A 23,723-nucleotide genomic window follows, 5' to 3' on the forward strand; every position below is an offset into this window, starting at 1 on the left:
GGCGCCGGATCAGGCGTCGGCCACCGAGTCGAACGGCACCGCCCCGCGCGGCACCCCGCGCGCCTCCGCGTCCACCGACCGGCGCAGCGCCTCGTGCAGCTTGGCCGGCGTCAGCACCCCGAGGAAGCGGGCGCCCTCCAGGACCGCGACCCACCCGGCGTCGTGCTGGAGCATCACCCCGAACGCCTGCTTCAGCGGCGCCCCCACCGGCACCCAGGCGTTCATCCGCCGCGCCCGGTCGCCGACCGTGCCGCCCGTGCCCTCCGCGCCCAGGTCCTCCGCCCCGACCCAGCCGTGCAGCGCGCCGTCGTCGTCCAGGACGACCGCCCACCGGGCCCCGTCGGCCCGCAGCCGCTCCGCCGCCCGGGCCGCCGGCTCGTCCAGCCGGGCGACCGGCGGCTGCTCCAGGTCGCCCGCCTCGATCGCGGTGACGGACAGCCGCTTGAGCCCCCGGTCCGCGCCGACGAAGGAGGCGACGTACGGGGTGGCCGGGCTGCCGAGCACGGCGCCGGGCGTGTCGTACTGCTCGATGCGCCCCTCCCCGTACACGGCGATCCGGTCGCCGAGCCGGACGGCCTCCTCGATGTCGTGCGTGACCATCAGCACCGTCTTGCGCACGGCCGCCTGCATGCGCAGGAACTCGTCCTGCAACTGCGCCCGCACCACCGGGTCGACGGCCCCGAACGGCTCGTCCATCAGCAGCACCGGCGGATCCGCCGCCAGCGCCCGCGCCACCCCGACCCGCTGCCGCTGCCCGCCGGAGAGCTGCTCCGGGTAGCGCGGCCCGTACACCGAGGGGTCCAGGCCCACCAGGTCGAGCAACTCGGCCGCCCGCGCCCGGGCCTTCGCCCGCTTCCAGCCGACCAGCGCCGGCACGGTCGCGGTGTTGTCCAGCACCGTGCGGTGCGGGAAGAGCCCGACCTGCTGGATGACGTACCCCATCCGGCGGCGCAGCCGCACCGGGTCGACGGTCGCGACGTCCTCGCCGTCGACCAGGATGCGGCCCGAGGTCGGTTCGATGAGCCGGTTGACCATCATCATGGTCGTCGTCTTGCCGCAGCCGGACGGCCCCACGAGGGTCACCAGCTCGCCCTCGCCGACCTCGAAGCTCAAGGAGTCGACGGCCGTGGTGCCGTCCGGGTAGCGCTTGCTGACGTCCTCGAACCGGATCATCCCCTCACGCTAAGCGCGCCCGCCGCACCCCGCCCGCTCAGTGGTCCGCGGTCGTCAGCAGGACCACCTCCAGGGTGCGCGGCCCGTGCACGCCCTCCACCCGGTCCAGTTCGATGTCACTGGTGGCCGACGGGCCGGAGATCCAGGTCAGCGGGCGGGCGGGTTCCAGGCGCTCCAGCGCCTCGGGGACCGAGGAGACGACCTGGTCCGGCACCCGCACCACGCAGATGTGGTGGTCCGGGATCAGCGTGAGGCGGCGCCGGCCCTGGTCCGGGGAGCCGTCGAGGACGAGCGTGCCGGTCTCGGCGATCGCCACCGCGCACCCGGTCACCACGCTGCCCACCCGGTCCATCCGGTGCGGTGTGAGCGCCCTCCGGTCGTGCAGGCGCACCGGGTCGGCGGCTGACAGCCACTCCGGCGGCAGCCAGGGCGGCACCAGCATCTCCTCGGAGCCGCGCTGGTTCAGCAGCCGCATCAGGAGGTACGGCAGCTCCTCGGCGTCGCTGCGGTGCACCACCGCCCGGTAGTCCGCGAGGTTCTCGGCCAGCAGCTCCACCGTCTCCCCGACCCCGCGCCGCCCGTGCCGGCGCGCGTACGCCCGGCCGACGACTTCCTCGTACGGCCGCTCGTCCGGCGCCACCTCGGCGAGCGCCCGCCGCACCCGGCCAAGCACCCTGTCCCTGCTGCTCACTTCGCCTCGTCCTTCCCACCCCGGGTGCGCTCCCACCAGTCCCGGAACGGCTCCGCCGGCACGGCCGGCAGGTCCCGGGTGTCCGACCAGGCCCGACCCGGACCCGGCAGCGTCCGCGGATGCAGCCGGCGGGAGCGCGACGCCAGCCGCTGGCCGGCGCGCAGCGCGCCGGGACGGGCGAAGGCCCAGCCGGCGGCGCGCATCGCTGCCCGCTCGGCGGCGTGCCCCCGGGCGGGCCGCAGCACCACCCGGTTGCCCTCCCGCACCGCCGGGCCGCCCTCGACGACCCGCTCCCGCAGGTGCACCAGCACCTCGGGGATGTCGATGGCCACCGGGCACACCTCGTAGCAGGCGCCGCACAGCGAGGACGCGTACGGCAGCGAGGCGTCCAGCGCGCTGCCGGTGCCGCGCAGCTGCGGGCCGAGGATGGCGCCGATCGGGCCCGGGTACACCGACCCGTAGGCGTGCCCGCCGGCCCGCTCGTAGACCGGGCAGACGTTCAGGCACGCCGAGCAGCGGATGCAGCGCAGGGCCTGCCGGCCGACCTCGTCGGCGAGGGTGTCGGTGCGGCCGTTGTCGAGCAGCACCAGGTGGAAGGCGCTCGGGCCGTCGCCGTCCGTGGTGCCGGTCCACATGCTCGTGTACGGGTTCATGCGCTCGGCGGTGGAGGAGCGGGGGAGGGTCTGGAGGAAGACCTCCAGGTCCCGCCAGGTGGGCACCAGCTTCTCGATGCCGACCACCGAGATCAGCGTCTCCGGCAGGGTCAGGCACATCCGCCCGTTGCCCTCGGACTCCACCACGACCATGGTGCCGGTCTCCGCGACCAGGAAGTTGGCGCCGGAGATCCCGACCTTGGCCCGCAGGAACTTCTCCCGCAGGTGCAGCCGCGCCGCCTCGGCCAGGTCGGCGGGCGTGTCGGTCAGCCCGTCCGGCGCCGGGCGGCCCCAGGCGCCCATCTCGGTACGGAAGACCTCCCGGATCTCGCCCCGGTTGCGGTGGATGGCCGGCACCAGGATGTGCGAGGGCCGGTCGCGGCCCAACTGCACGATCAGCTCGGCGAGGTCCGTCTCGTAGGCGCGGATGCCCGCCGCCTCCAGGGCCTCGTTCAGGCCGGTCTCCTGCGTCGCCATCGACTTGACCTTGACGACCTCGCGCTCGCCGGTCTCCCGCACCAGGCGCGTGACGATCCGGTTGGCCTCCTCGGCGTCGGCGGCCCAGTGCACCTGCCCGCCGGCCGCCGTCACCGCCTCCTCCGCCTGGAGCAGGTACCGGTCGAGGTGGCGCAGCGTGTGGTCCTTGATCCGCCGCCCGGCCTCGCGCAGCTCGGCCCAGTCGTCGACCTCCGCGACCGCCCGCGCCCGCTTGGCGCGGATGGTGTGCGTGGCGTGCCGCAGGTTGCCGCGCAGCCGGGTGTCCTGCACGGCGTCCCGCGCCGCCGCCGGGAAGGCCGGCATCCCCAGGTACGTACCGCCGCTCATCGGGCCGCCTCCTCGCGCGTGCTCGCCAGGATCTCCGCCAGGTGCACCGGCCGCAGGCCGGTCCGCAGCCGGGTCATGGTGCCGCCCAGGTGCATCAGGCAGGAGTTGTCGGCCGCACACAGCACCGAGGCGCCGGTCGCCTCGGCGGCCCGCACCTTGTCCGCGCCCATCGCCGCCGAGACGTCCGGGTTCTTCACCGCGAAGGTGCCGCCGAAGCCGCAGCACTCCTCCGCGCCCGGCAGCTCCACCAGCTCCAGGCCCTCCACCGCCCCCAGCAGCCGCGCGGGCCGGTCCCCGAGCCCCAGGGAGCGCAGCCCGTGGCAGGTCGGGTGGTACGTCACGGTGTGCGGGTAGTACGCGCCGACGTCCGTCACGCCGAGGACGTCCACCAGGAACTCCGTCAGCTCGTACGTCTTCGGCACCACCGGCGCGAGCACCGCCGCGAGGCCGCCCCCGCGGCCCTCGGCCCGGGCCCGCTCACCGAGGCGCGGATACAGCTCCCGCACCATCGCCCCGCACGACCCCGACGGCGTCACGATCGCGTCGTACCCGCCGAACACCTCCGCGAAGTGCCGGGCCAGCGGCTCCGCCCCGTGCCGGTAGCCGGTGTTGTAGTGGGCCTGCCCGCAGCAGGTCTGGTCCGCCGGGAAGTCGACGTCGACACCGAGCCGGGTGAGCAGCCGCACCACCGCCCGGCCCGTGTCCGGATAGAGCGTGTCGTTGACACAGGTCAGGAAGAGGGCGACGCGCATCACGGCTCCTCGCGGTGGTCGGCCGGCGTGATCATCGGATGACCGCAGGGTAGTGCGCGGACCCCGGACAGGAATCCAGGCGTGCGCCAGCGGCGCGCCCGGCCCGGGGCGTGCGCTGAACCGCCGATCGGCATCCGGTGCGTGATCCCTGGGGTCCGCGCCGGCCGGAGGCTGTGTTGAACTGGGACGCGGCCGAAGTTTCCCTCCGTCCCGGGAGCCCCGTTGAGCGTCAGCTACCGCCAGCCCGGCGTCGTCCTCACCGACCGCCGCTTCACCGTCCCCCTCGACCACGCGGATCCCGCCGGGGAGACGATCGAGCTGTTCGCGCGCGAGGCGGTCGCGAGCGACAAGGCGCACCAGGACCTGCCCTGGCTGGTCTACCTCCAGGGCGGCCCCGGCTTCGGGGCGAACCGTTTCGTCGGCCGCCCCGCCTGGTTCGGCCGGGCCCTGAAGGAGTTCCGCGTCCTGCTCCTGGACCAGCGCGGCACCGGCGCCTCCACGCCCGCCAACCGGCAGACCCTGCCACTGCGCGGCACGCCCGAGGCGCAGGCCGACTACCTGACGCACTTCCGCGGCGACTCCATCGTCGCCGACTGCGAGGCCATCCGCCGCGAGGTCACCGGCGGCGCCCCCTGGACCGTCCTCGGCCAGAGCTTCGGCGGCTTCTGCACCGTCAGCTACCTCTCGCTGGCCCCCGAGGGCCTCAGCACCGCCCTGATCACCGGCGGCCTGCCCTCCCTGCACGCCCACGCCGACGACGTCTACCGGGCCGCCTACCCGCGCGTCGAGCGCAAGGTCGCCGCCCACTACGCCCGCTACCCCCAGGACGTCGAGCGGGCCCGCCGCATCGCCGACCACCTGCTCACCCACGACGTGGTGCTGCCCGGTGGATTCCGGCTCACCGTGGAGGCGTTCCAGTCCCTCGGCATCCTGCTCGGCGGCGGCGACGGCAGCCACCGCCTGCACTTCCTCCTGGAGGACGCCTTCGTGCGCACCCCCGGCGGCCCCGAACTCTCCGACGCCTTCCAGGAGGAGGTGCGCGGCCTGCTCTCCTACGCCGCCCACCCGCTCTACGCCCTCGTCCACGAGGCCATCTACGCCCAGGACGCCCGCCCCACCGCCTGGTCCGCCGAGCGAATCCGCGCCGAGTTCCCGCGCCTCGACGCCGCCAAGACCCTGGCCGGCGACGAACCCCTGCTGTTCACCGGCGAGTCCATCCACCCCTGGATGTTCGACGCCGACCCCGCGCTGCGCCCGCTGCGCGAGACCGCCGAGCTGCTGGCGGCCCGCACCGACTGGACGCCCGTGTACGACCCCGCCCGCCTCGCCACCAACGAGGTGCCGGTCGCCGCCGTCGTCTACCACGACGACATGTACGTCGACACCGGCCACGCCCTGGAGACCGCCCGCGCGGTGCGCGGCCTGCGCACCTGGGTCACCGACGAGTTCGAGCACGACGGCGTGCGCGCCGGCGGCCCCCGCGTCCTCGACCGGCTCCTCGCACTGGCCCGCGACGAGGCGTGAAACCCCTTGGACCCGTGCGGCCCCGGTCGGGTTAGTGTGCGCACATGACGGAGCCGAAGATCTCGCAACTGGAGCCGCTGCCCGGCGACTGGCGGCGCGCGCTCGCCGTCGTCGCCCACCCGGACGACCTGGAGTACGGCTGCGCGGCGGCCGTCGCCGCCTGGACCGACGAGGGCCGCGAGGTCGGCTACCTGCTCGCCACCCGCGGCGAGGCGGGCATCGACACCCTGGCCCCGGCCGAGTGCGCCGTGCGGCGCGAGGAGGAGCAGCGGGCGAGCGCGGCCGTCGTCGGCGTCAGCCAGGTGGAGTTCCTCGACCACCAGGACGGCGTCATCGAGTACGGCGTCCCGCTGCGCCGCGACATCGCCGCCGCCATCCGCCGGCACCGCCCCGAACTGGTCGTCACCCTCAACCACCGGGACACCTGGGGCGGCGTCGCCTGGAACACCCCGGACCATGTGGCCGTGGGCCGCGCCGTCCTCGACGCGGCCGGGGACGCCGGGAACCGCTGGATCTTCCCGGAGCTGGCCGACGAGGGCCTCGAACCCTGGGACGGGGTCCGCTGGGTCGCCGTCGCCGGGTCCGCCACGCCCACCCACGCCGTGGACGCGAGCGCCGGCTTCGAGCGCGCGGTCCGCTCCCTGCTCGCCCACCGCTCCTACATCGAGGCCCTGACCGACCAGGACCCCGAGGAGTACGCGCGCGGCTTCCTGGTCAAGACGACCGAGGCGGCGGGGGAGCGGTTCGGCGGACGTCCCGCCGTCACCTTCGAGGTCTTCGGGCGGTGACCGGCGGGCCGGACGACCGGCGGACGGCCGAGCGGTTCGAGGAGCAGCGCGGGCAGCTCAGGGCGGTGGCCTACCGGATGCTCGGCACCCTCGCCGAGGCGGACGACGCCGTGCAGGAGGCGTGGCTGCGCCTGGACCGCACCGGCGCGCAGGGCATCGACAACCTGCCCGCCTGGCTGACCACGGTGACCGGCCGGATCTGCCTCGACATGCTGCGCGCCCGCACCGCCCGCCGCGAGGACCCCCTCGCCGACGGGCCCCGGGTGTTCGTGCCGGACCCGACCCTCGCCCCGCTGCCGCAGGGCGACCCGGAGGGGCAGGCGCTGCACACCGACGCCGTGGGGCTCGCCCTGCTGGTGGTCCTGGACGCCCTGGAGCCCGCCGAGCGGCTGGCGTTCGTCCTGCACGACATGTTCGCCGTGCCCTTCGACGACATCGCGCCCGTCGTGGAGCGCACCCCGGCCGCCGCCCGGCAGCTGGCCAGCCGCGCCCGGCGCCGGGTCCGCGCCGCCGAACCGGCCGGCGCTCCCGACCTGGGCCGGCAGCGCGTGGCGGTGGACGCCTTCCTGGCGGCCAGCCGGGACGGCGACTTCGAGGCCCTGGTGGCCGTCCTGCACCCGGACGTGGTGCTGCGGGCGAACGCCGGCGGGGGGACCGCGACCGCGGTGTCGAAGCTCGTGCGCGGGGCCCGGGAGGTGGCCGGCCAGGCGCTGCTGTTCCGCGCGTCCGTGCCGGAGACGCTGGAGGTGCGGACGGCGCTGGTGGGCGGCGCGGTCGGCCTGGTCGCCCTGTCCGACGGGCGTCCCAGCTCGGTCCTTGGCTTCACCGTCGAGGAGGGCCTGATCACCGGTCTCTACATCCTGGCCGACCCCGACCGCCTGGCCGGCCTGGACGTCACCGCCCTGACCGCCTGACCTGCGGCCTTCCCCGCCCGGCGGATCGCCGGGCGGGGCCGCGACGTAGGATCGGGGCATGCCCGAACACCTCACCGGCCTGTCGCTGGAGGACCTGCGCGGCGACTGCGCGCAGTGCTTCGGCCTCTGCTGCGTCGCCCTGCCGTTCGCCCGCTCGGCGGACTTCGCCATCGACAAGCCGGCCGGCACGCCCTGCCCCAACCTCCGCGACGACCACCGCTGCGGCATCCACGCGCGGCTGCGGCAGGAGGGGTTCACCGGCTGCACGGTCTACGACTGCTTCGGCGCCGGGCAGCGGGTCTCGCAGGTCACCTTCGGCGGCGTCGACCGGCGGACGGGCCCCGCGGCGGACGCCCGCCGCATGGCCGAGGTGTTCCCGGTGGTGCGGCAGCTGCACGAGCTGCTCCGGTACCTGACCGAGGCGCTGGCCCTGCCCGCCGCCCGGCCGATCCGCGCCGGGCTGCGCGAGCAGCTGGCCGCCACCGAACGCCTGGCCGCGGGCTCCGCCGACGAGCTGGCCGCGCTCGACGTGCCGGCCCACCGGCAGCGCGTCAACGAACTGCTGCTGCGCACCAGCGAGCTGGCCCGGGCCGGGGCCAAGGGAAAGCGCAAGAACCGCCGGCACGCCGACCTCATGGGCGCCCGTCTGAAGGGCGCGGACCTGGCCGGCGCCGACCTGCGCGGCGCCTACCTGATCGCCGCCGACCTCACCGGCGCCGACCTGCGGGGCGCGGACCTGATCGGCGCGGACCTGCGGGACGCCGACCTGACCGACGCGGACCTCACGGGCGCCTTCTTCCTCACCCAGCCACAGCTCACCGCCGCCCGCGGCGGCCCCGGCACCCGGCTGCCGGATTCAGTCACCCACCCGGTGCACTGGACAGCCGGCCGCTGAACCTTCCGTGACCCCGGCGCCGGCCTCCGGAGCCGCGAGGCCGGTGGCCCGTCGCCGCAGCCGCAGCCGCAGCCCGTCCGGCATCAGGGTGAGCCGCTCGACGACCCGCAGCCGGTACTCCGGCTCGGGCAGCAGCTCGTAGCGGCGCAGCAGCAGGCCGAGCACCAGCGTGGCCTCGTGCAGCGCGAACTGCCGCCCGATGCAGGCCCGCGCGCCGGTCCCGAACGGCTTGAAGGTGTGCGGCGCGCGCCCCCGGACCGCCTTCGCGTCGAAGCGGTCCGGGTCGAAGCGCTCGGCGTCCGGTCCCCAGACCTCCGGGTCCCGGTGCAGCATCGCGGTCAGCACCAGCGCCCAGGCGCCCCGCCGCATCGGGTGCGCCCCGCCGAGCACCGTGTCCTCGCGGGCCTCCCGGGCGAAGGCCGGCGCCGTCGGCCACAGCCGCAGCGACTCGTCGAGGACCCGGCGGACATACCGCAGCCGCGCCACTTGCTCGTAGTCCGGCACCGCCGTGCCGCCCCACACGCGCTCCACCTCCGCGCGGGCGCGGGCCGCGAGGTCCGGGTGCCGGGCGAGGTAGTGCAGCGCGAAGGAGAGCGCGCCCGAGGTGGTCTCGTGGCCGGCGACCAGGAAGGTGATCACCTGACGCCGGACGTTCTCCGGCGTCAGGCGCTCCCCGGTCTCCGGGTGTTCCGTCCGCAGCATGCGGTCCAGCAGGTCGCTCCCGCCGCCGCCCCCGTCGCGGCGTGTGCGCACCAGCTCGTCGACCGTGCGGTTCAGGTACGCCATGTCGGCCGCGTTGCGCCGGCTCGCGCCGCGCAGCAGCCAGGGGATGAGCGGCGCGGGCACGGTGTTGAGCCGCTGCGCGTAGGTGAGGGTGCCCACCATCGCGGTCACGAAGGGGTGCGGCCTGGCCCGCTCGAAGGAGCCGAAGTCGTGCCCGAACCCGGTGCGCGCGATGGTCTCCAGCGTCAGCTTGGTCATGTCGCCGGGCACGTCCACGGGCTGCCCGGCCGCCTCCGCCCGGTCCCAGTGGGCGGTCAGCCGACCCGCCACGTCCAGCATCATCGGGTGGTAGCCGGCCATCGCCTCCCGGCTGAAGCCCGGCGCGAGCACGTCGTGGGCGAGCTGCCAGTTCCGCTCGTGGTTGTACGCGGTGAACAGCCCGTCGCCGGCTATCGGGCGCAGGTTGGCCACGCCGAGACCGACGTGCTTGGCGAAGCGGGACTCGTCCGCCAGGTCGGCGGCGAGGTCGGCGCCCCACACGAACACGAACTCCTTGCCGAAGGCCCGGCGCCGGAAGATCGGCCCCAGCTGCCGCGCGAAGCGCAGCGAGTCCTGCATCGGCGTGCTGCGCCCGGCGCCCACCACGTCGCCCAGCAGGGGGAGCCGGTGCGGCGGGTGCGGGATGCGGCGCAGCTCGGGCCAGCCCTGCTCGGCGCTGCGGAAGCCCCTCGGCAGCCCGTCCGCGGCCGGTGTGTCCGTCGGCTTGGCCATGCGCGCGATCTCCCTTGCCGCTGCGGTCGGTTGGTCCCGTCGCGATGCCGTCTTACGTGGAGCGCTGTCCTGCGTGGATTGTTGTTGTACGTGGATTCAACAGCGCGCCCAGTGTCGTCCCGGTGCTGAACCGGCGTCAAGTACAGTGCGGGCATGGCCGCGAACCAGGGCGCCCGCACCCGCCGCCGGCTCAGCACCGAGGAGCGCCGTGAGCAGCTGCTCTCGGTGGGCGCGCGGCTGTTCTCGGAGAGCCCGTACGACGATGTGTGGATCGAGCGGGTCGCCGAGATCGCCGGCGTCTCCCGGGGGCTGCTGTACCACTACTTCCCGACCAAGCGGGACTTCTTCGCGGCCGTCGTCGAGCGCGAGAGCGCCCGCATGCTGCGGCTGACCGCGGCCGTGCCGGGCGTGCCGGTGCGCGAGCAGCTCGCCGCGGGCCTCGACGCCTACCTGGAGCACATCCGCGCCCACGCGCACGGCTACCGGGCCTTCCATCGCGCCGACGCGGCCGGCGACCAGTCCGTGCGCCGGGTCTACCGGGAGGCGCTGGCCGCCCAGGAGCGGCAGATCCTCGCCGCGCTCGCCGCCGACCCGGAGTTCGGGCCGGTCTTCGAGGAGCGCTTGGACGTCCGCCTCGCGGTGCGCGGCTGGCTGGCCTTCACCACCGCGGTCTGCCTGGAGTGGCTGCGGGACCCGCGGCCCTCGCGCGAGCAGGTGCGGGACCTGTGCGCCCGCGCTCTGCTGGGCGTCGTGGCGCCCTGACTCACCGCCGGAGCCGGAAAGGTCTCGCAAAGATCACGTGTCCTGGTTGGCCCGCGCCCGGATCTCCGATAGGTTAGGCAAGCCTTACCTAAGGGTGCCCGCAGGGGTGCCCGGAGATCGATGTCGGAGGTAGCGATGGCTGACAGCCCCACCTGGACGGCCGCGCCGGCCGCGGCGGAGCAGGCCCGCTCCGTGCTGGCCGCCGCCTGGTCCTGCGCGGTGACCGCGGAGGGCGGCCGGGAGGAGTTCGTCGGCGCGCACTCCGTGGCCGCGGACGGGCGGGTGCTGCTCGACGTGCCGGAGGACAGCGCGCTGATCGCCGCCGCGATCTGCGCGCCGCGCGGGGAGCCGTCGGCGGTGCTGGAGTTCGCCGACGTGGCGCCGGTCCCGCTGCGCGGCCGGATCCGGGCCCGGCTGTGGCTGGCCGGCTGGTTCGCCCTGGCCGACGACCGGCTCGTCTTCACGCCGACCCGGGTGGTCCTGCGGCAGCCCGCCGGCGCGGTCGTGGTCGACCTGGCGGAGTTCGCCGCCGCCGCGCCCGATCCGCTGGCCACCGCCGAGGCCCGGCTCCTCACCCACCTGGCCGACTGCCACGGCGACGCGGTCGAGAAGCTCACCCGGCTGGTGGACGCCGACAGCCTGCACGGCGCGGTGCGCGTCCGTCCGCTCGCCGTCGACCGGCACGGCCTGACCCTGCGCATCGAGCGCGTCCGCGCCCACGGCGACGTACGCCTGCCCTTCCACGCGCCCGCCGACGACGTCACCCAGCTCACCGAGCGGATGCACGTGCTGCTGACCCAGGCGAGCGCGGCCTCCTGCCCGCGCGCCGCCCTGCAGCGGCAGCGCGACGGCGAGGGCTGAGGCCCGGGGGTCACCAGTCGCCGTCCTCCACCGGCGCCCCGGGCGGGTCGCCCAGCGGCTTGACCTGATGCGGCGCCGGGTCCTGCCAGGGCTCGTGGTCGTCGCCGATCCAGTCGCCGACGGGCTTGACGTCCTGGAGCGGCGCGGTGGGGGCGAGGTCCTCGGCGTCCTGGTCGAAGTAGTCGTACCAGGGCAGTCCGGCGCGGGTGTAGGCGTCCCGGTCGACGGGGGAGGGGGGCGGCTCCTCGCCGGTGATGCGCCGCCACTCCGGCGGGGTCACCAGGTGCACGAAGACGCGGCCCGCGGGGCGTTCGGCCCAGTCGGACAGGGGGCGTTCGTCGCCGTAGACCTCCTGGCGCATGGTGCCGCCGACGCCGAGCCCCATCGCCGGCGCGGACCGGCGCCGCGGAGCGCCCGCCGCGGCCGGGGCGCCGAACTGCGCGCCCGGAGCGGTCGGCGGCGCTCCCATCGGCATCGCGGCACCAAAGGCGCCGCCCGGCGCCCCCGTCGCCGTCGGGGCTCCGTAGGCGCCGCCCGGGACGGCACCCGGCGGGGCCGGCGCGGGCAGCGCCGCGATTCGCCGCCGCTCCTCCTCGCGCCAGCGGGCCAGCGCCGCCGCGTTCAGCGGGAAGTCCTGCAGTTGGACGCCGCCGAACACCTCCTCGCCGGTCACCTGGCCCTCGACGGTCGCTCCGAGGCCGAGTGGCACCGCGACGAACTGGCGGACCGTGCCGGTGCCGGAGTTGATGCCGTCCAGCCAGGGCTGGCGGGGGAGCACCAGGTAGTTCTGCGGGTCCCGGCTCAGCCGGTCGCTCCAGGGCCGGCCCGAGACCGCGCACACCTTGCCCACCCCGACCTGGAGCGCGGCCGGCTCCGCGGTGCCGGCGAAGCTCAGCCACATCGCCTCGCGCAGGTACACCGGCAGCATCACCCCGCCGCGCGCCCGCCACTCCTCGGGCACCCGGTCCCCGAACTCGGCGACCCGGCGCACCGGGAACTCGCCGAGGCCCGGCGGCAGCGGATGGGTGCCGGTCTCCGGCAGCCGCAGGGTGCGCACGAACCGCACCGTCGCGCCGCCCGGCAACCGCACCGCGTTCCCGTCGATCCGCACGCTGCTGTCGGTCATCCGTACGCCTCCCTCGTCCGTGCCGCCGCCGGCGTCCCTCAGGAGGAACGCCGACGGGCACCCCCGCGGTTCCGCACCCGCCGCCACCGCGCCCGCAGCCGGTCCCGGAAGCCGGTCAGCCGGGGCCGGCGCTCGCGGGCCTCGCGCGAGTGCCGGTCCAGCTCCTCCAGGAGCCGGCGGGAGCGGTGCTCGGTGTCCATCTCGTCGATGATCCGGTTGACCTCGGTCAGCACCGCGCCGTGCAGCTCCCACTGCCGGGGGTCGCGGCGGACCTCCTCCAGGAGCAGGCCGGCCAGCCGGTCCCGGGTGACCGCGGCCTGCCGCAGCTGGGAGGTGAGCCGCTCCTCGGCGGACTCGGCGTCCTCGCTGGTGTTGGTGGTGACCAGCACGGCGAAGCTGACCACCGCGTCGGCGATCTCCGACAGCAGCTGCTCGATGGCCGCGCCGGTCTCCGGCGGGAACAGCGGCTCCGGCTCGCGCTCCTTGGCGAGGTCGGTCAGGGTGCGGGCCAGCACCCGCAGCACGACCGTGCAGATCTCCAGGGTGTCCAGGCCGGTGCGCAGCACGATCCGGTGCAGCAGCCCCTCGCGCACGCGGGGATTGAGCCGCAGGCTGTCCTCGGCCTGCCGGAGGTCCTCGTCCACCTCGGCGATCTCGTGGTCCATGCGCCGCGCCTCGTGCAGCCGCGCCGCCGCCTGGTGGAACGGGGTGCTGGCGGCGGCCTCCTCGCCGACCCGCAGCATCAGCAGGCGCAGCCGCCTGGCCAGTCCCTCGATCGACTCCCCGGCCTGCTCCACCCAGACCGGAGGGGCGAGGACCAGGTTGAAGCCGAGCCCCACGATCGCGCCGATCAGCGTCTCCACCACCCGCGCCCACGCCAGCGTCCCGTGCGCCGTCACGCCGAGGACGAGCATCGCGCTGATCGCCACCTCGGCGATGAACTCCTCCGCCCGCACCAGGTGGCCCACCCCCAGCGCGGCCAGGATCACCAGGGCCAGGCTCCACCAGGTCAGGCCCACCAGCTGGCTGAAGGCGATGGCCACCAGGACGCCGGCCACCACGGCGTTCACCCGGCGGAAGCTCATCTTGAGGGTGGCGTACAACGTCACCTGCACGACGAGGAGCGCGGTGAGGGGCGCGGTGAGCGGCGCGGGCTCCGGGCTCAGCCGCACCGCGATGACGTAGGCGATCGACGCGGCGGCGGCCGAGCGGATCGCCTGCACGACCACGGGATCCCGATGCCATTTCACCAGGCGGACGGCCGAATCACGTACATCCAGCATGACAAGGACGGTAACCGTCCGCGCCCGGCCGGGCCCGTCCCCGCGCCGGTCAGGAGGTCAGCTTGGCGAGGAACGCCGACAGGTTGCCCAGGGTCCGGGCCACCTGCTCCTCCAGCGTGAGGCTCTCCTCGAAGCGGGCGCCGCTCTGCGACGTGCGGCGGCCCCGCAGGTACAGGGAGCAGGCGAGATCGGTGCACATGTACAGCCCGACCGAGTTGCCGTCCCGCCCGGCCCGGCCCGGCTTGCGGGCGGTCATCAGCGCCACCCCGCCGCGCGGGTGCGTGGTCAGGCACAGCGCGCACATGCTCCGCTGGAAGAAGCCGCGCTGGCCCTGCTGGGAGCGGAGCGTGACCCCGGTGAGGCCGTCGCCCTGCTCGCTGACCAGATAGCTGCGGTCGGGAGCGCCCGGATCGCGCCACCCGAGGAAGTCGAGATCCTCCCAGGGCTGTTCGGCCAGGTCGCGCGGGACGGTCAGGCGCTTGGCCTCGCCCTTCGAGCAGTTCACGAAGGAACCGCGGATGTCCTGCTCGGTGAGTGCTCGCACGGCGGTGCTCCAGAAGCTAGGGTGCCTAGGTTTTCGCCTAGCGTAGATAGCCGAGGGGTGCGCTCGCCAACGCTTTACGGCGCATGATCGGAGTTCAGAGCGTGAATTAAGGGGGGAGAGAAGTCGCGCGCCGCCGCACGGCGGGGGTATCTTGCAGGCTGGGCACGGTTCGGGAGGAGCCATATGGCGGGGCGGAACGGGCGCACGGTACGCGACCTCAGAAGGGCGAACCGCACGGCCGTGCTGCAACGGCTCTACTTCGACGGGCCGCTCAGCCGCTTCGAGCTGGGCCCCGCCACCGGCCTCAGCTCCGGCTCCGTCAGCAATGTCGTCGCCGACCTGGTCGCCGACGGCCTGGTCGAGGAGGCCGGCAGCGTCGACTCCGACGGCGGCCGGCCGCGCACCCTGCTGCGCGTCGCCCCCCGCAGCGGCCACATGATCGGCGTCGACGTCGGCGAGACCCGGGTCCGCGTCGAGCTGTTCGACCTCACCCTGACCGAACTGGCCCGCGCCGAGCGCCCGCTGACCCAGCAGCACCACGAGGGGCAGCGCTACGAGGTCGAGGCCATCGTCGCCCACATCCGCGACGGCGTCGCCGAGGTGCTGGCCGCCGCCGGGATCGCCCCCGAGCGGCTGCTCGGCGCCGGGATCGGCGTGCCCGGCATCGTGGAGCACACCGCCGACCGGGGCGCCGTCGTGCACGGCCAGACCATCGGCTGGGACGCCGTCCCGCTGGAGGCGCTGCTGCGCACCGGCTCCCCGCTGCCCGACACCGTCCCCTACTTCATCGACAACGGCGCCAAGACCCTCGGCCAGGCGGAGATGTGGTTCGGCGCCGGGCGCGGCGCGCGCAACGCGGTGGTCGTCCTCTTCGGCTCCGGCGTCGGCGCCTGCCTGGTCACCCCGGAGGTCGAGCACGGCAGGGCCGTGGAGTGGGGGCACCTGACCGTGCGGGTCAGGGGCCGGCGCTGCCGCTGCGGCGCGCTCGGCTGCCTGGAGGCGTACGCGGGCGCCGAGTCGCTGCTCGCCCGCTGGCGCGAGGAGGGCGGCCGGGTGCCGGAGGGCACCGACGAGGAGACCGCGATGACCGCGATGCTCGCCGCCGCCTACCCGGCGGGCGACGCCGCCGCCGACCCGGTCGCGCTGGCCGTCCTGGAGGAGACGGCGGAGTACCTGGGCGCCGGCCTGTCCGACCTGATCAACCTCTTCCAGCCCGAGCGCATCCTCATCGGCGGCTGGGCCGGCCTCCAGCTCGGCACCCGCTTCCTGCCCGCCGTACGCCGCCACGCGGTGTCGTACGCGCTGCGGCACCCGGCCGAGAAGGTCACCGTCGAGCTGGGGCGCCTCGGCCCCGACGCCGTCACCGTGGGCGCCGCGATCCTGCCGCTCGCCGACTTCTTCGCGCGCGGCGGCCGGCGCCCCGAACCGGCCGCCGAGTACCCGGCGCCCGCCTGGCGCACGGCCCTGGACGAGCGCGCGCCGCACTGAGGTTTCCGCTGGTCGGCGCCGGGTACCTGTCGCGGTTCCGAGACACAGGCAGTGCAGTACAGAGGAGGAGCGCGCCGTGACCGACGACCATCGCCTGGAGGGACCCGGGGAGAACGGCGTTCCCATCCCGCGCGACCTGCCGGACCAGCTCGCCGGCGCCGCCGACGACCCCTGGGAGGCCCCCTCCGGTGCCGGCCGGGAGCCGGAGAGCCACGAGGGCGACGAAGAGGACGACGAGGAAGCGCCGGAGACGGCCACCGACGTGCCCGACACGGACGAGGCCGGCACCGGCCGGCAGGGCGCCCCGAACCCCGGCACGGTGCACCCCGAGCACCCGGTCCCCGACGAGTCCCCGGGCTGACCCGCCCCGACGGAGCCGATGAGAGCCCCGGGCCGCCGCACGGCAGGCCCGGGGCTCTCGTGCGTGCGGTTCGCGCGTCAGCCGACCTTGCGCCCGCGCAGCGGCTCCGTGTCCGCGCCGGCGCCCTGCCGGAAGCCGCGCAGGAACTCCTCCAAAACCTCCGTGGCCGTCCGCTCCGGACGCCAGCCCAGCTCCGCCCGCGCCCGCGTGCAGTCCATCAGCGGCAGCCGCAGCACCGCGTCGAACAGGTGCGGCGAGGCGGGCAGCAGCCGCAGCCCCCAGGCGGCGGCGATCACCGACCGGGCCGCGGTCCGCGGCAGCCGCACCGGACGCGCCCCGAACAGTTCACCCAGCACCTCGGCGTCCAGCGGCGGGTCGGCCGCCAGGTTGAACGCGCCCCGGGCGTCCTCGGAGCGCACCGCGAGCCGGTAGGCGTTCGCCGCGTCGTCCGTGTGCAGCGCCTGCACGCGCAGACCGGGGATGTCCGGCAGGAACGGCAGCGCCTCCGGGCGGGCCGGCGGCCCCGGCAGGAACCTGCCGCCGAAGATCCGCCGCTGCTCGCTGGCCGACTCGCGCTTGAACAGGAAGGCCGGCCGCATCCGGACCACCCGGATCCCCGGGTGGTCGCGCTCGAAGGTGTCGAGGGCGCGCTCCAGATACGCCTTCTCCCGCGTGTACGCGGCGTCCGGCCAGCCGTGCGTCGGCCAGGACTCGTCCACCGCGCGGTCCTTGGGCCCGGGGGAGTACGCGCCCACCGACGAGGCGTGCACCAGCGCCGGCACGCCGGCCGCGGCCACCGCCTCGAACACCCGCAGCGAGCCGAGGACGTTGGTGCGCCAGGTCGTCGCCGGGTCATGCGTCGGCTGGAACGCCCAGGCCAGGTGCACCACCGCGTCGGCACCGGCGAAGTGCCCGGTCAGGTCGGCGTGGTCGGACGCCAGGTCGACCGCGGCCCACTCCGTCTTCGCCGGCGACCACCCGGGGATCCGCCGGGCCACTCCGAGGACGGAGGCGACCTCCGGGTCCTCCGACAGCAGCTTCACCACACTGGTGCCCACGTTGCCGGTGGCCCCCGTCACCACGATCCTGCTGCCCACTGCGCTCGTCACCTTCCGGCTCCTCTCGGCCGCTCGCTCCCGCGGACGCCACCGGGTACCCCGCCGCGCGCACGGGAAAGCCCCGACCGCGACGGGGGATTCGCGGCCGGGGCGGCCAAGGGCGGATACGGACGGCGGTCGCCTCGCGGCGAAAGGCTCCACAGGGCTTCAGCCGAACGATCGTCCCTGTGGGCGGGAGGTGAGGCCCGGGGACACTGTCCCATCCGTACCCACGTTCTCCTCAACGGAGGAGAGCCTCCTGGTGTTCCACCGGTTCACGAGCGGGCGGGGTGATCCGCGTCACCGTCCGCCGTCCGCGGCACGATCTCCGCCCACAGGTCCTCGGCCTGCAGCAGCAGGGTGCCGAGCACCGCCGCCCCGGGCGCCCCCTGACCGGCGTGCTCCTTCAGCCCCTCCTGCAGCCGCTGGTGCAGCTCCGCCATGGTCCGCACGGTGTCACCCTCGGAGTCCGGGCCCGTGCCGCCGTCCCCGATGCGGTCCGCCTCCAGGTGGCAGGCGTCACCGATCAGCTCAAGGAGCCGCGCATAGCGTCGCACCACCGGCCCCTCGGGCGGCGCGGGCGTGCGCTGCTCGTCGGCGGCCACCGACAGCGTCCGGGTGAGCGCCGTGATGTTCCCGGTGACCCGTCCCCACCGCTGGTCCTCCTCCTCGGGCGGCGCGGCGCGCGGCGCCCGGTGCAGCACGCGCAGCGGCCCGTAGGTCAGGCGCAGGCTCTCGGTGGACCAGGAGCGGGCCGAGCGCAGGGCCTCGAGCCGGTTGCGCAGCCGCGCCGACTCGCTCGCCCAGCCCGCCGCGGTCTGCGCGTCCCACTGGCTCTCCGGCAGCTCGGCGGCGACGGTGTGCAGCACGTCGCCCGCGTCCCGGGCCAGCCCCGCCAGGTTCTCCCGCACGTCCCGCAGATGGATCGGCGGCAGCACGAACGCGTTGACCACCACACCGATGACCGCGCCGAGCGCCGCCTCGCCCACCCGGTGCCCGACCACCGAGGCCGACACGGCCGTGCCCGAGGCCAGGGTGAACACCGCCGTGGTGGCCGCGTACACGCCCTGCTGCCCGAAGCGCGACCAGTTGCCGATCAGCATCAGTACCGGCAGGGAGATGGCCAGCGCGCCCGTCGTGTCGTCGGCGAGGGCCTGCGCGGCCGACGCCACCAGCGCCCCGGCGCAGATCGCGGCGAACTGCTGCCCGGCCTGCCGCACCGAGCTGTAGACGGTGGCCTGCACCAGGACCAGCGCCACCCACGGCGCCATCAGCGCCATCGGGTCCTCCAGCCACACCCCGGCGATCGCCCAGGCGATCAGCGCCGCACCCGCCGCCTTCAGCGACTGCACGACCAGATCCCGCTCCCGCCCGGGTCCCTGCCGGGCGCAGCGGACGGCCCGCCCGACGGCGCACGCCTCCCGCCACACCGCGTACGCTGCACGCCGGGCCCACGGCAGGTGCGCCGCGGGCTTCGTCGTCGTCGCGGTCATACGCTCCCCGCCGCCGGCCGGCGCGCCCGGATACCGGACACGTCGTACGTCCTCATGCCAGCGGGCTCCCGGAGAGCGAGTCCAGCAGGTCCGCCGGGTCGGCGTAGACGGCGCTCGCTCCCGCCTCCTCCAGGTCGGCGCGGGGCAGACCGCCGCAGAGCAGGCCCACGCAGCGCACCCCCGCCCGGCTGCCGGCGCGCATGTCCCAGACCGTGTCACCGACGAACACCGCGCGCTCGGCCGGCACCCCGGCCAGCTCCAGGGCGTGCTCCACCGGTTCCGGGGCGGGCTTGCCCGCGCTGACGTCGTCGGCGCTCGCGGTGTCGGTGATCGCGTCGTCGGCGTCGATCGCCCGGCGCAGCGCACCCAGTTCCGGGCCGCCGGCGGAGGTGGCGAGCACCACGGTCCAGCCGTCGCCGGCGAGCCGGCGCAGCAGGTCGCGGGCGCCCGGCAGGGCCGGCAGCCGGTCGAAGTACTGCCCGTAGAGCGCCTTGTGGGCGGCGCTCAGCTGCTCGTCCTCGTCCGTGTCGCGGTCCTCGCCGAGGAGGTGGCCGAGCAGATCGCCGGAGGCCAGGCCCACCGCCCGGTGGATCGCGTGCATCGGCACCTGGTGTCCGGCCTGCCGCAGCGCCTCCCACCAGGTCACGACATGCAGATGGTTGGTGTCGACCAGCGTCCCGTCGACATCGAACACGGCGGCCCGTTCCATGCACCGTTCCTTTCTTCGCGCCGTCCGGCGCTGCGGGGTGGGCCTCTTCGGGTACCACGTCAGCCGCCGGGCACTCCGGACGGCGTCCGGCCCTCCCGGCTCCAGGCCAGCAGCTCCTCGGCTGACCAGGTGGTGACCACCCGCTCGGGCGGCACCCCGCACTCCTCGGCCCGGGCGCAGCCGTGGATCTGCCAGTCCAGCTGGCCGGGGGCGTGCGCGTCGGTGTCGACGGAGAACAGCACACCCGCCCCGACCGCCCGGCGCAGCAGCCGGCGCGGCGGGTCGAGCCGCTCCGGCCGGCTGTTGACCTCCACCGCGGTGCCCGACTCCGCGCAGGCCGCGAAGACCTCGTCGGCGTCGAACTCCGACTCCGGCCGGCCCCGGCCGGTCAGCAGCCGGCCGGTGCAGTGGCCGAGGATGTCCGCGTGCGGATTCCGCACGGCCCGCACCATCCGGCGGGTCATCGCGCGGGCCTCCATCCGCAGCTTGGAGTGCACCGACACCACGACCACGTCGAGGCGCTCGAGCAGCTCCGGCTCCTGGTCGAGCGAGCCGTCCTCCAGGATGTCGCACTCGATGCCGGTGAGCAGCCGGAAGGGCGCCCAGCGCTCGTTCAGCCCCGCCACCACGTCCAGCTGCTCGCGCAGCCGGTCCGGCGACAGGCCGCGGGCCACGGTGAGCCGCGGCGAGTGGTCGGTCAGCACCGCCCATTCATGCCCGAGGGCCGCCGCGGCGCGGCCCATCTCCTCGATCGGGCTGCCGCCGTCCGACCAGTCGGAGTGCAGGTGGCAGTCGCCCCGCAACCGCTCGCGCAGCGCCTCACCGCCCTCGGCGAGGGGCCCGCCGGCCGATTCCTCCAGCTTGGCCAGGTAGCCGGGCACCTGCCCCGCCAGCGCCTCCCGGGCCACCTGCGCCGTCTTCGGGCCGACCCCTTTGAGGGACTCCAGCGACCCGGCGCCGACCCGCTCGCGCAGCTCGTTCCCGGGCAGCGCGCCGAGCACCCGGGCGGCGGTGCGGAAGGCACGGACACGGTAGGTGGGTTCCTGGGACCGCTCCAGCAGGAAGGCGATCCGCTCCAGCGCCTCGACGGGGTCCATCGCCCATCTCCTCGTCTCGCGGGTGCCTCCAGGGTTCCCCGGCCCCGCGACCGCCGCACGGGGGACCGGGCGGTTTTCTCCCGGCGCACGGGGGTACAGCGTGCCGCGTCGCCCACCCGCCGCCAGCAGCGAGGAGACCACCCGATGCCCGACCGCACGTCACCCGGGGCCAGGGTCGCCGTCGTCACCGGTTCCGAATCCGGTATCGGCCGCGCCACCGCCGTACGCCTGGCCGAGGCGGGCCTGGACATCGGCATCACCTGGCACACCGACGAGGAGGGCGCCGAGCGGACGGCCGAGGAGGTCCGCGCGCTCGGACGCCGGGCCGAGACCGCCCGGGTCGACCTGTCCCGGCTGCCGGAGGGCGCGGAGAGCGTGGATGCCCTGAGCGAGCGGCTCGGCCGGATCGACGTCCTGGTCAACAACGCCGGCATCGGCACCGCCACCCCCTACCTCGACCTCGGCCTCGACGATCTGCGCCACGTCCTGGACGTGGACCTGGCGGCCCCCTTCCTGTGCGGGCAGCAGGCCGCGCGGCGCATGATCCGGCAGGGCGACGGCGGACGCATCGTCAACGTGACCTCCGTGCACGAGCACCAGCCCCGGGTGGGCGCCGCCCCCTACTGCGCCGCCAAGGGCGGCCTCGGCCTGCTCACCCAGGTCATGGCGCTGGAACTGGCCGAGCACGGCATCACCGTCAACGCGGTCGCCCCCGGCGAGATCGCCACGCCCATGACCGGCCAGGAGGACACCGACCCGCACACCGAGCACCGCCCCGGTGTGCCGCTCGGGCGCCCGGGCGACGCCCGGGAGGTCGCGGCGGTGATCGCCTTCCTGGCCGGCCCGGACGCCTCCTACGTGACCGGGGCGTCCTGGAGCGTGGACGGCGGCATGCTCCGGATGGGCCCGATGGCCGGCTCGCACCTCAGGGGCGACGACTGGCGCCGCCCCTGAGGTGTGCCCGGTCGCGGGCGCGCGCTGCGGATCTACTCTCGAACCATGACCGAAATCGGAAGCCCGTACATCGGCAGTCCGCGCATCCAGGTGCTCCGGGTCCAGCCCGGCGTCCCGCCCTTCCGGATCGTGGAGATCGACGGCCAGGTCGTCGGCGAGGCCAAGGCCGTCACCGACGTCCTGGAGGCCGCCGCCGCCTTCGGCATCACGGTCCACGACCTCGACGACCCGGACGTGGTCCGCTGGGTGGGCGGCGACAAGTTCACCTGGCACGTCCACTAGGGCACCGGGTCAGCCGACGGTCCACTTCTGGTTGGCGCCGCCGGTGCAGGTCCACAGCTGGAGGCGGGTGCCGTTGGCGGAGCTGTTGCCGGTGACGTCCAGGCACTTGTTCGCCTGCGGGTTGACGATGTCGCGGGCGCCGGTGACGGTCCACTTCTGGGCGGCGGAGCCGTTGCAGTCCCACAGCTGGACGCGGGTGCCGTCCGCCGTGCCGCCGCCGGAGACGTCCAGGCACTTGCCGAGGGCGCGGATCGTGCCGTCGGAGCCGACGGTCCACTTCTGGGCCGCGGTGCCGTTGCAGTCGTAGAGCTGGACGGCGGTGCCGTTGGCGGTGCCCGCCGCCGCGACGTCCGCGCACTTGCCGGCCAGCCCGCGGATCGCGCCGCCGCCGCCCGGGGCGTCGCTCGTGGTCACGGAGACGTGGTCGACGACCAGGGACTGCGGGAAGGCGGTGGAGCCGTCCGGGTCGCCGGGCCAGTAGCCGCCCACCGCGAGGTTGAGGATCAGGAAGTAGGGCCGGTTGAACACCCACTGCTTGCCGCCCAGGTCGGCGGGCGTGCGGCGCTGGTAGACGTTGCCGTCCACCGTCCAGGTGATCGAGTCGGGCGCCCAGTCCACGGCGAAGGTGTGGAAGGCGTCCGCGAACGCCTGGCCGCCCGGCAGGGTGTATCCGGCGCCGATGCCGCCCGAGCCCGAGTAGCCGGGGCCGTGGATCGTGCCGTGCACCGTGGACGGCTCGAAGCCGACGTTCTCCATGATGTCGACCTCGCCGGAGTCCGGCCAGTTCACCGGTGTGCCGAGCATCCAGAAGGCCGGCCACATGCCCTGCCCGCGCGGGATCTTCATCCGGGCCTCGACGTGCCCGTACTGCGCGGTGAACTTGCCCGAGGTGTTCAGCCGGGCCGAGGTGTACTGGCAGGCGCCGTACCAGCACTGGTAACCCGCCGGGTTCTCCCGGCGGGCGGTGATGACCAGGTGGCCCTGGCCGTCCAGGGCGGCGTTCTTGTTGCCCGAGGTGTAGTACTGCCGCTCGTGGTTGTTGACGTTGTCGCCGGTCTCGAGCTGCCACTTCGACGAGTCCACCGCGGCCCCGGCGGGCCCGTCGAAGGTGTCGGAGAAGGTGACGGCGGCGGCCGCGCCGGGGGCGGTGGTGTCCGCCTGGACCGGCCCGGCCACGGCCGAGCCGATCAGCCCGGCGGACAGGGCGGCGAGGAGACATCTGCGGAGCAGGCGTGAGCGTGCCACGGCAATCCCTTCGAGGTGGGGGGTAAGGGTGTCGCCTCTTGATTTAAGGAATGAGATAAGGCCCCGTCAATACTCTGGTACGGACCTGATGTTCCGCCCTCAGGCCCGCACCCGGCGCGCGTGCACCGCCCGGCTCATCCGGCGCCCCAGGAGCAGGTAACCGATCAGCGCCCCCGCGCTGTTGAGGATCACGTCGTCGACGTCGAAGGCCCGCCCGGTCACCATGGCCCCCTGTGCGCACTCCACGAGGAGCATCACCAGCGCGGTGAGCAGCAGCACCTTCAGCCATCCGCGGGTGCGCGGCGCGATCACCGGCAGCAGCACCCCGAACGGCACGCCGAGCAGCAGGTTGCCGCCGATCTGCTTGACGGCGTCGCGCAGTTCGGGCTGGTCCAGATAGGCGCGCAGCGAGCGGCCGGGGTGCAGGTTGGTGTGGGTCAGCGATACGGAGGCGGGGGAGGGCTCGAGGGTGAGCCGGGCCAGGACCACGGCGAAGGCCACCATGAACAGGAACGCGCACACCATCGCCAGCAGGCGCAGCGGCCACGGCAGCGGACGGCGGTCGTCCTTCCCGGCGGGCGGGGCGCCGTCCGCCGCGGCGGCGGTGGTGGTTCGGGGACGGCGCGCCAGGCGCGGCCCCGAGACGGCACGGGCCATTCGATTCCTCCAGTGGTCGGCTTCCGGCGTGCTGGTGCGGATACCCGGCCGAGCG

At 75.0% G+C, this 23,723-nt stretch carries 24 protein-coding genes; 10 read left to right on the forward strand and 14 right to left on the reverse strand.

The window, feature by feature from the left end; translation table 11 throughout:
* Positions 1-9: 9 nt before the first annotated feature.
* Genes ACGFZL_RS15785 through ACGFZL_RS15800 form a run of 4 tightly spaced genes read right to left on the reverse strand, consistent with a single transcriptional unit; the run spans position 10 to position 4,094 of the window.
* Positions 10-1,173, reverse strand: a complete 1,164-nt coding sequence (locus ACGFZL_RS15785; protein ID WP_393692025.1) for an ABC transporter ATP-binding protein — start codon at positions 1,171-1,173, stop codon at positions 10-12.
* Positions 1,174-1,210: 37 nt separating this feature from the next.
* Positions 1,211-1,864, reverse strand: coding sequence for a lactate utilization protein C (locus ACGFZL_RS15790; protein WP_393692027.1), 654 nt, complete (start codon positions 1,862-1,864; stop codon positions 1,211-1,213).
* Positions 1,861-3,342, reverse strand: a complete 1,482-nt coding sequence (locus ACGFZL_RS15795) for a lactate utilization protein B (RefSeq protein WP_393692029.1) — start codon at positions 3,340-3,342, stop codon at positions 1,861-1,863. The genes ACGFZL_RS15790 and ACGFZL_RS15795 overlap by 4 nt, the downstream gene beginning before the upstream one ends.
* Positions 3,339-4,094, reverse strand: coding sequence for a (Fe-S)-binding protein (locus tag ACGFZL_RS15800; protein WP_393692031.1), 756 nt, complete (start codon positions 4,092-4,094; stop codon positions 3,339-3,341). The genes ACGFZL_RS15795 and ACGFZL_RS15800 overlap by 4 nt, the downstream gene beginning before the upstream one ends.
* A gap of 222 nt (positions 4,095-4,316) precedes the next feature.
* On the opposite strand from ACGFZL_RS15800, the gene ACGFZL_RS15805 reads away from it, so the two are divergent.
* The 4 genes from ACGFZL_RS15805 to ACGFZL_RS15820 are packed head-to-tail and all read left to right on the forward strand — an operon-like array spanning position 4,317 to position 8,215.
* Complete coding sequence (locus ACGFZL_RS15805; protein ID WP_393692033.1) at positions 4,317-5,618, forward strand: alpha/beta fold hydrolase; 1,302 nt, start codon at positions 4,317-4,319, stop codon at positions 5,616-5,618.
* 44 nt (positions 5,619-5,662) lie between these two features.
* Positions 5,663-6,406, forward strand: a complete 744-nt coding sequence (locus ACGFZL_RS15810) for a PIG-L deacetylase family protein (protein WP_393692035.1) — start codon at positions 5,663-5,665, stop codon at positions 6,404-6,406.
* A complete protein-coding gene (locus tag ACGFZL_RS15815) occupies positions 6,403-7,320 on the forward strand; it encodes a sigma-70 family RNA polymerase sigma factor (protein WP_393692037.1) in 918 nt (305 codons plus the stop codon). Before ACGFZL_RS15810 ends, ACGFZL_RS15815 begins: the two co-directional genes overlap by 4 nt.
* A 58-nt stretch (positions 7,321-7,378) precedes the next feature.
* Complete coding sequence (locus ACGFZL_RS15820) at positions 7,379-8,215, forward strand: pentapeptide repeat-containing protein (RefSeq protein WP_393692039.1); 837 nt, start codon at positions 7,379-7,381, stop codon at positions 8,213-8,215.
* Here ACGFZL_RS15820 and ACGFZL_RS15825 read toward each other — a convergent pair.
* Positions 8,177-9,709, reverse strand: coding sequence for a cytochrome P450 (locus ACGFZL_RS15825; RefSeq protein WP_393692041.1), 1,533 nt, complete (start codon positions 9,707-9,709; stop codon positions 8,177-8,179). The two genes, ACGFZL_RS15820 and ACGFZL_RS15825, sit on opposite strands and share 39 nt — an antisense overlap.
* A gap of 153 nt (positions 9,710-9,862) precedes the next feature.
* On the opposite strand from ACGFZL_RS15825, the gene ACGFZL_RS15830 reads away from it, so the two are divergent.
* The gene (locus ACGFZL_RS15830; protein WP_393692043.1) at positions 9,863-10,471 is read left to right on the forward strand and encodes a TetR/AcrR family transcriptional regulator; all 609 of its coding nucleotides are present in this window, start codon (positions 9,863-9,865) and stop codon (positions 10,469-10,471) included.
* Positions 10,472-10,606: 135 nt separating this feature from the next.
* Positions 10,607-11,332, forward strand: coding sequence for a DUF2470 domain-containing protein (locus ACGFZL_RS15835; protein WP_393692045.1), 726 nt, complete (start codon positions 10,607-10,609; stop codon positions 11,330-11,332).
* Between the two features lie 10 nt (positions 11,333-11,342).
* On the opposite strand, the gene ACGFZL_RS15840 is transcribed toward ACGFZL_RS15835, so the two are convergent.
* The 3 genes from ACGFZL_RS15840 to ACGFZL_RS15850 are packed head-to-tail and all read right to left on the reverse strand — an operon-like array spanning position 11,343 to position 14,285.
* Positions 11,343-12,458 (reverse strand): hypothetical protein, encoded by a 1,116-nt coding sequence (locus tag ACGFZL_RS15840; protein ID WP_393692047.1) that lies wholly within the window; start codon positions 12,456-12,458, stop codon positions 11,343-11,345.
* 38 nt (positions 12,459-12,496) lie between these two features.
* A complete protein-coding gene (locus ACGFZL_RS15845) occupies positions 12,497-13,741 on the reverse strand; it encodes an FUSC family protein (protein ID WP_355173364.1) in 1,245 nt (414 codons plus the stop codon).
* A 49-nt stretch (positions 13,742-13,790) separates the two neighbouring features.
* Positions 13,791-14,285 (reverse strand): FBP domain-containing protein, encoded by a 495-nt coding sequence (locus ACGFZL_RS15850; RefSeq protein ID WP_393692049.1) that lies wholly within the window; start codon positions 14,283-14,285, stop codon positions 13,791-13,793.
* Between the two features lie 183 nt (positions 14,286-14,468).
* Here ACGFZL_RS15850 and ACGFZL_RS15855 point away from each other — a divergent pair, with 183 nt between their 5' ends.
* Both ACGFZL_RS15855 and ACGFZL_RS15860 read left to right on the forward strand, forming a co-directional pair.
* Entirely contained in the window at positions 14,469-15,773 is a 1,305-nt protein-coding gene (locus tag ACGFZL_RS15855; protein ID WP_355173368.1) for an ROK family transcriptional regulator, read from the forward strand.
* A 76-nt stretch (positions 15,774-15,849) separates the two neighbouring features.
* Entirely contained in the window at positions 15,850-16,134 is a 285-nt protein-coding gene (locus tag ACGFZL_RS15860) for a hypothetical protein (protein WP_355173370.1), read from the forward strand.
* Positions 16,135-16,211: 77 nt separating this feature from the next.
* Here the strand turns inward: ACGFZL_RS15860 and ACGFZL_RS15865 are convergent, their stop codons facing one another.
* From ACGFZL_RS15865 to ACGFZL_RS15880, 4 genes are all read right to left on the reverse strand, one after another.
* Positions 16,212-17,243, reverse strand: coding sequence for an SDR family oxidoreductase (locus tag ACGFZL_RS15865; protein WP_393692051.1), 1,032 nt, complete (start codon positions 17,241-17,243; stop codon positions 16,212-16,214).
* 263 nt (positions 17,244-17,506) lie between these two features.
* A complete protein-coding gene (locus ACGFZL_RS15870) occupies positions 17,507-18,661 on the reverse strand; it encodes an aromatic acid exporter family protein (protein ID WP_393692534.1) in 1,155 nt (384 codons plus the stop codon).
* A gap of 115 nt (positions 18,662-18,776) precedes the next feature.
* Complete coding sequence (locus tag ACGFZL_RS15875) at positions 18,777-19,433, reverse strand: HAD family hydrolase (protein ID WP_355173376.1); 657 nt, start codon at positions 19,431-19,433, stop codon at positions 18,777-18,779.
* Positions 19,434-19,492: 59 nt separating this feature from the next.
* Positions 19,493-20,530 carry a PHP domain-containing protein gene (locus ACGFZL_RS15880; RefSeq protein WP_393692053.1) on the reverse strand — a complete coding sequence of 346 codons (1,038 nt, stop codon included), beginning with the start codon at positions 20,528-20,530 and terminating at the stop codon, positions 19,493-19,495.
* A 144-nt stretch (positions 20,531-20,674) separates the two neighbouring features.
* Here ACGFZL_RS15880 and ACGFZL_RS15885 point away from each other — a divergent pair, with 144 nt between their 5' ends.
* Together ACGFZL_RS15885 and ACGFZL_RS15890 are read left to right on the forward strand one after the other, a co-directional pair.
* Positions 20,675-21,484, forward strand: coding sequence for an SDR family oxidoreductase (locus ACGFZL_RS15885; protein WP_393692055.1), 810 nt, complete (start codon positions 20,675-20,677; stop codon positions 21,482-21,484).
* Positions 21,485-21,529: 45 nt separating this feature from the next.
* Positions 21,530-21,766 (forward strand): hypothetical protein, encoded by a 237-nt coding sequence (locus tag ACGFZL_RS15890; protein WP_355173382.1) that lies wholly within the window; start codon positions 21,530-21,532, stop codon positions 21,764-21,766.
* Between the two features lie 9 nt (positions 21,767-21,775).
* Here the strand turns inward: ACGFZL_RS15890 and ACGFZL_RS15895 are convergent, their stop codons facing one another.
* Together ACGFZL_RS15895 and ACGFZL_RS15900 are read right to left on the reverse strand one after the other, a co-directional pair.
* Complete coding sequence (locus tag ACGFZL_RS15895) at positions 21,776-23,011, reverse strand: lectin (protein WP_393692057.1); 1,236 nt, start codon at positions 23,009-23,011, stop codon at positions 21,776-21,778.
* 99 nt (positions 23,012-23,110) lie between these two features.
* Positions 23,111-23,668, reverse strand: a complete 558-nt coding sequence (locus tag ACGFZL_RS15900; RefSeq protein WP_355173386.1) for a VanZ family protein — start codon at positions 23,666-23,668, stop codon at positions 23,111-23,113.
* Positions 23,669-23,723: the final 55 nt, after the last annotated feature.

The organism is Streptomyces sp. NPDC048182 (assembly GCF_043202555.1).
Classification (GTDB): domain Bacteria; phylum Actinomycetota; class Actinomycetes; order Streptomycetales; family Streptomycetaceae; genus Streptomyces.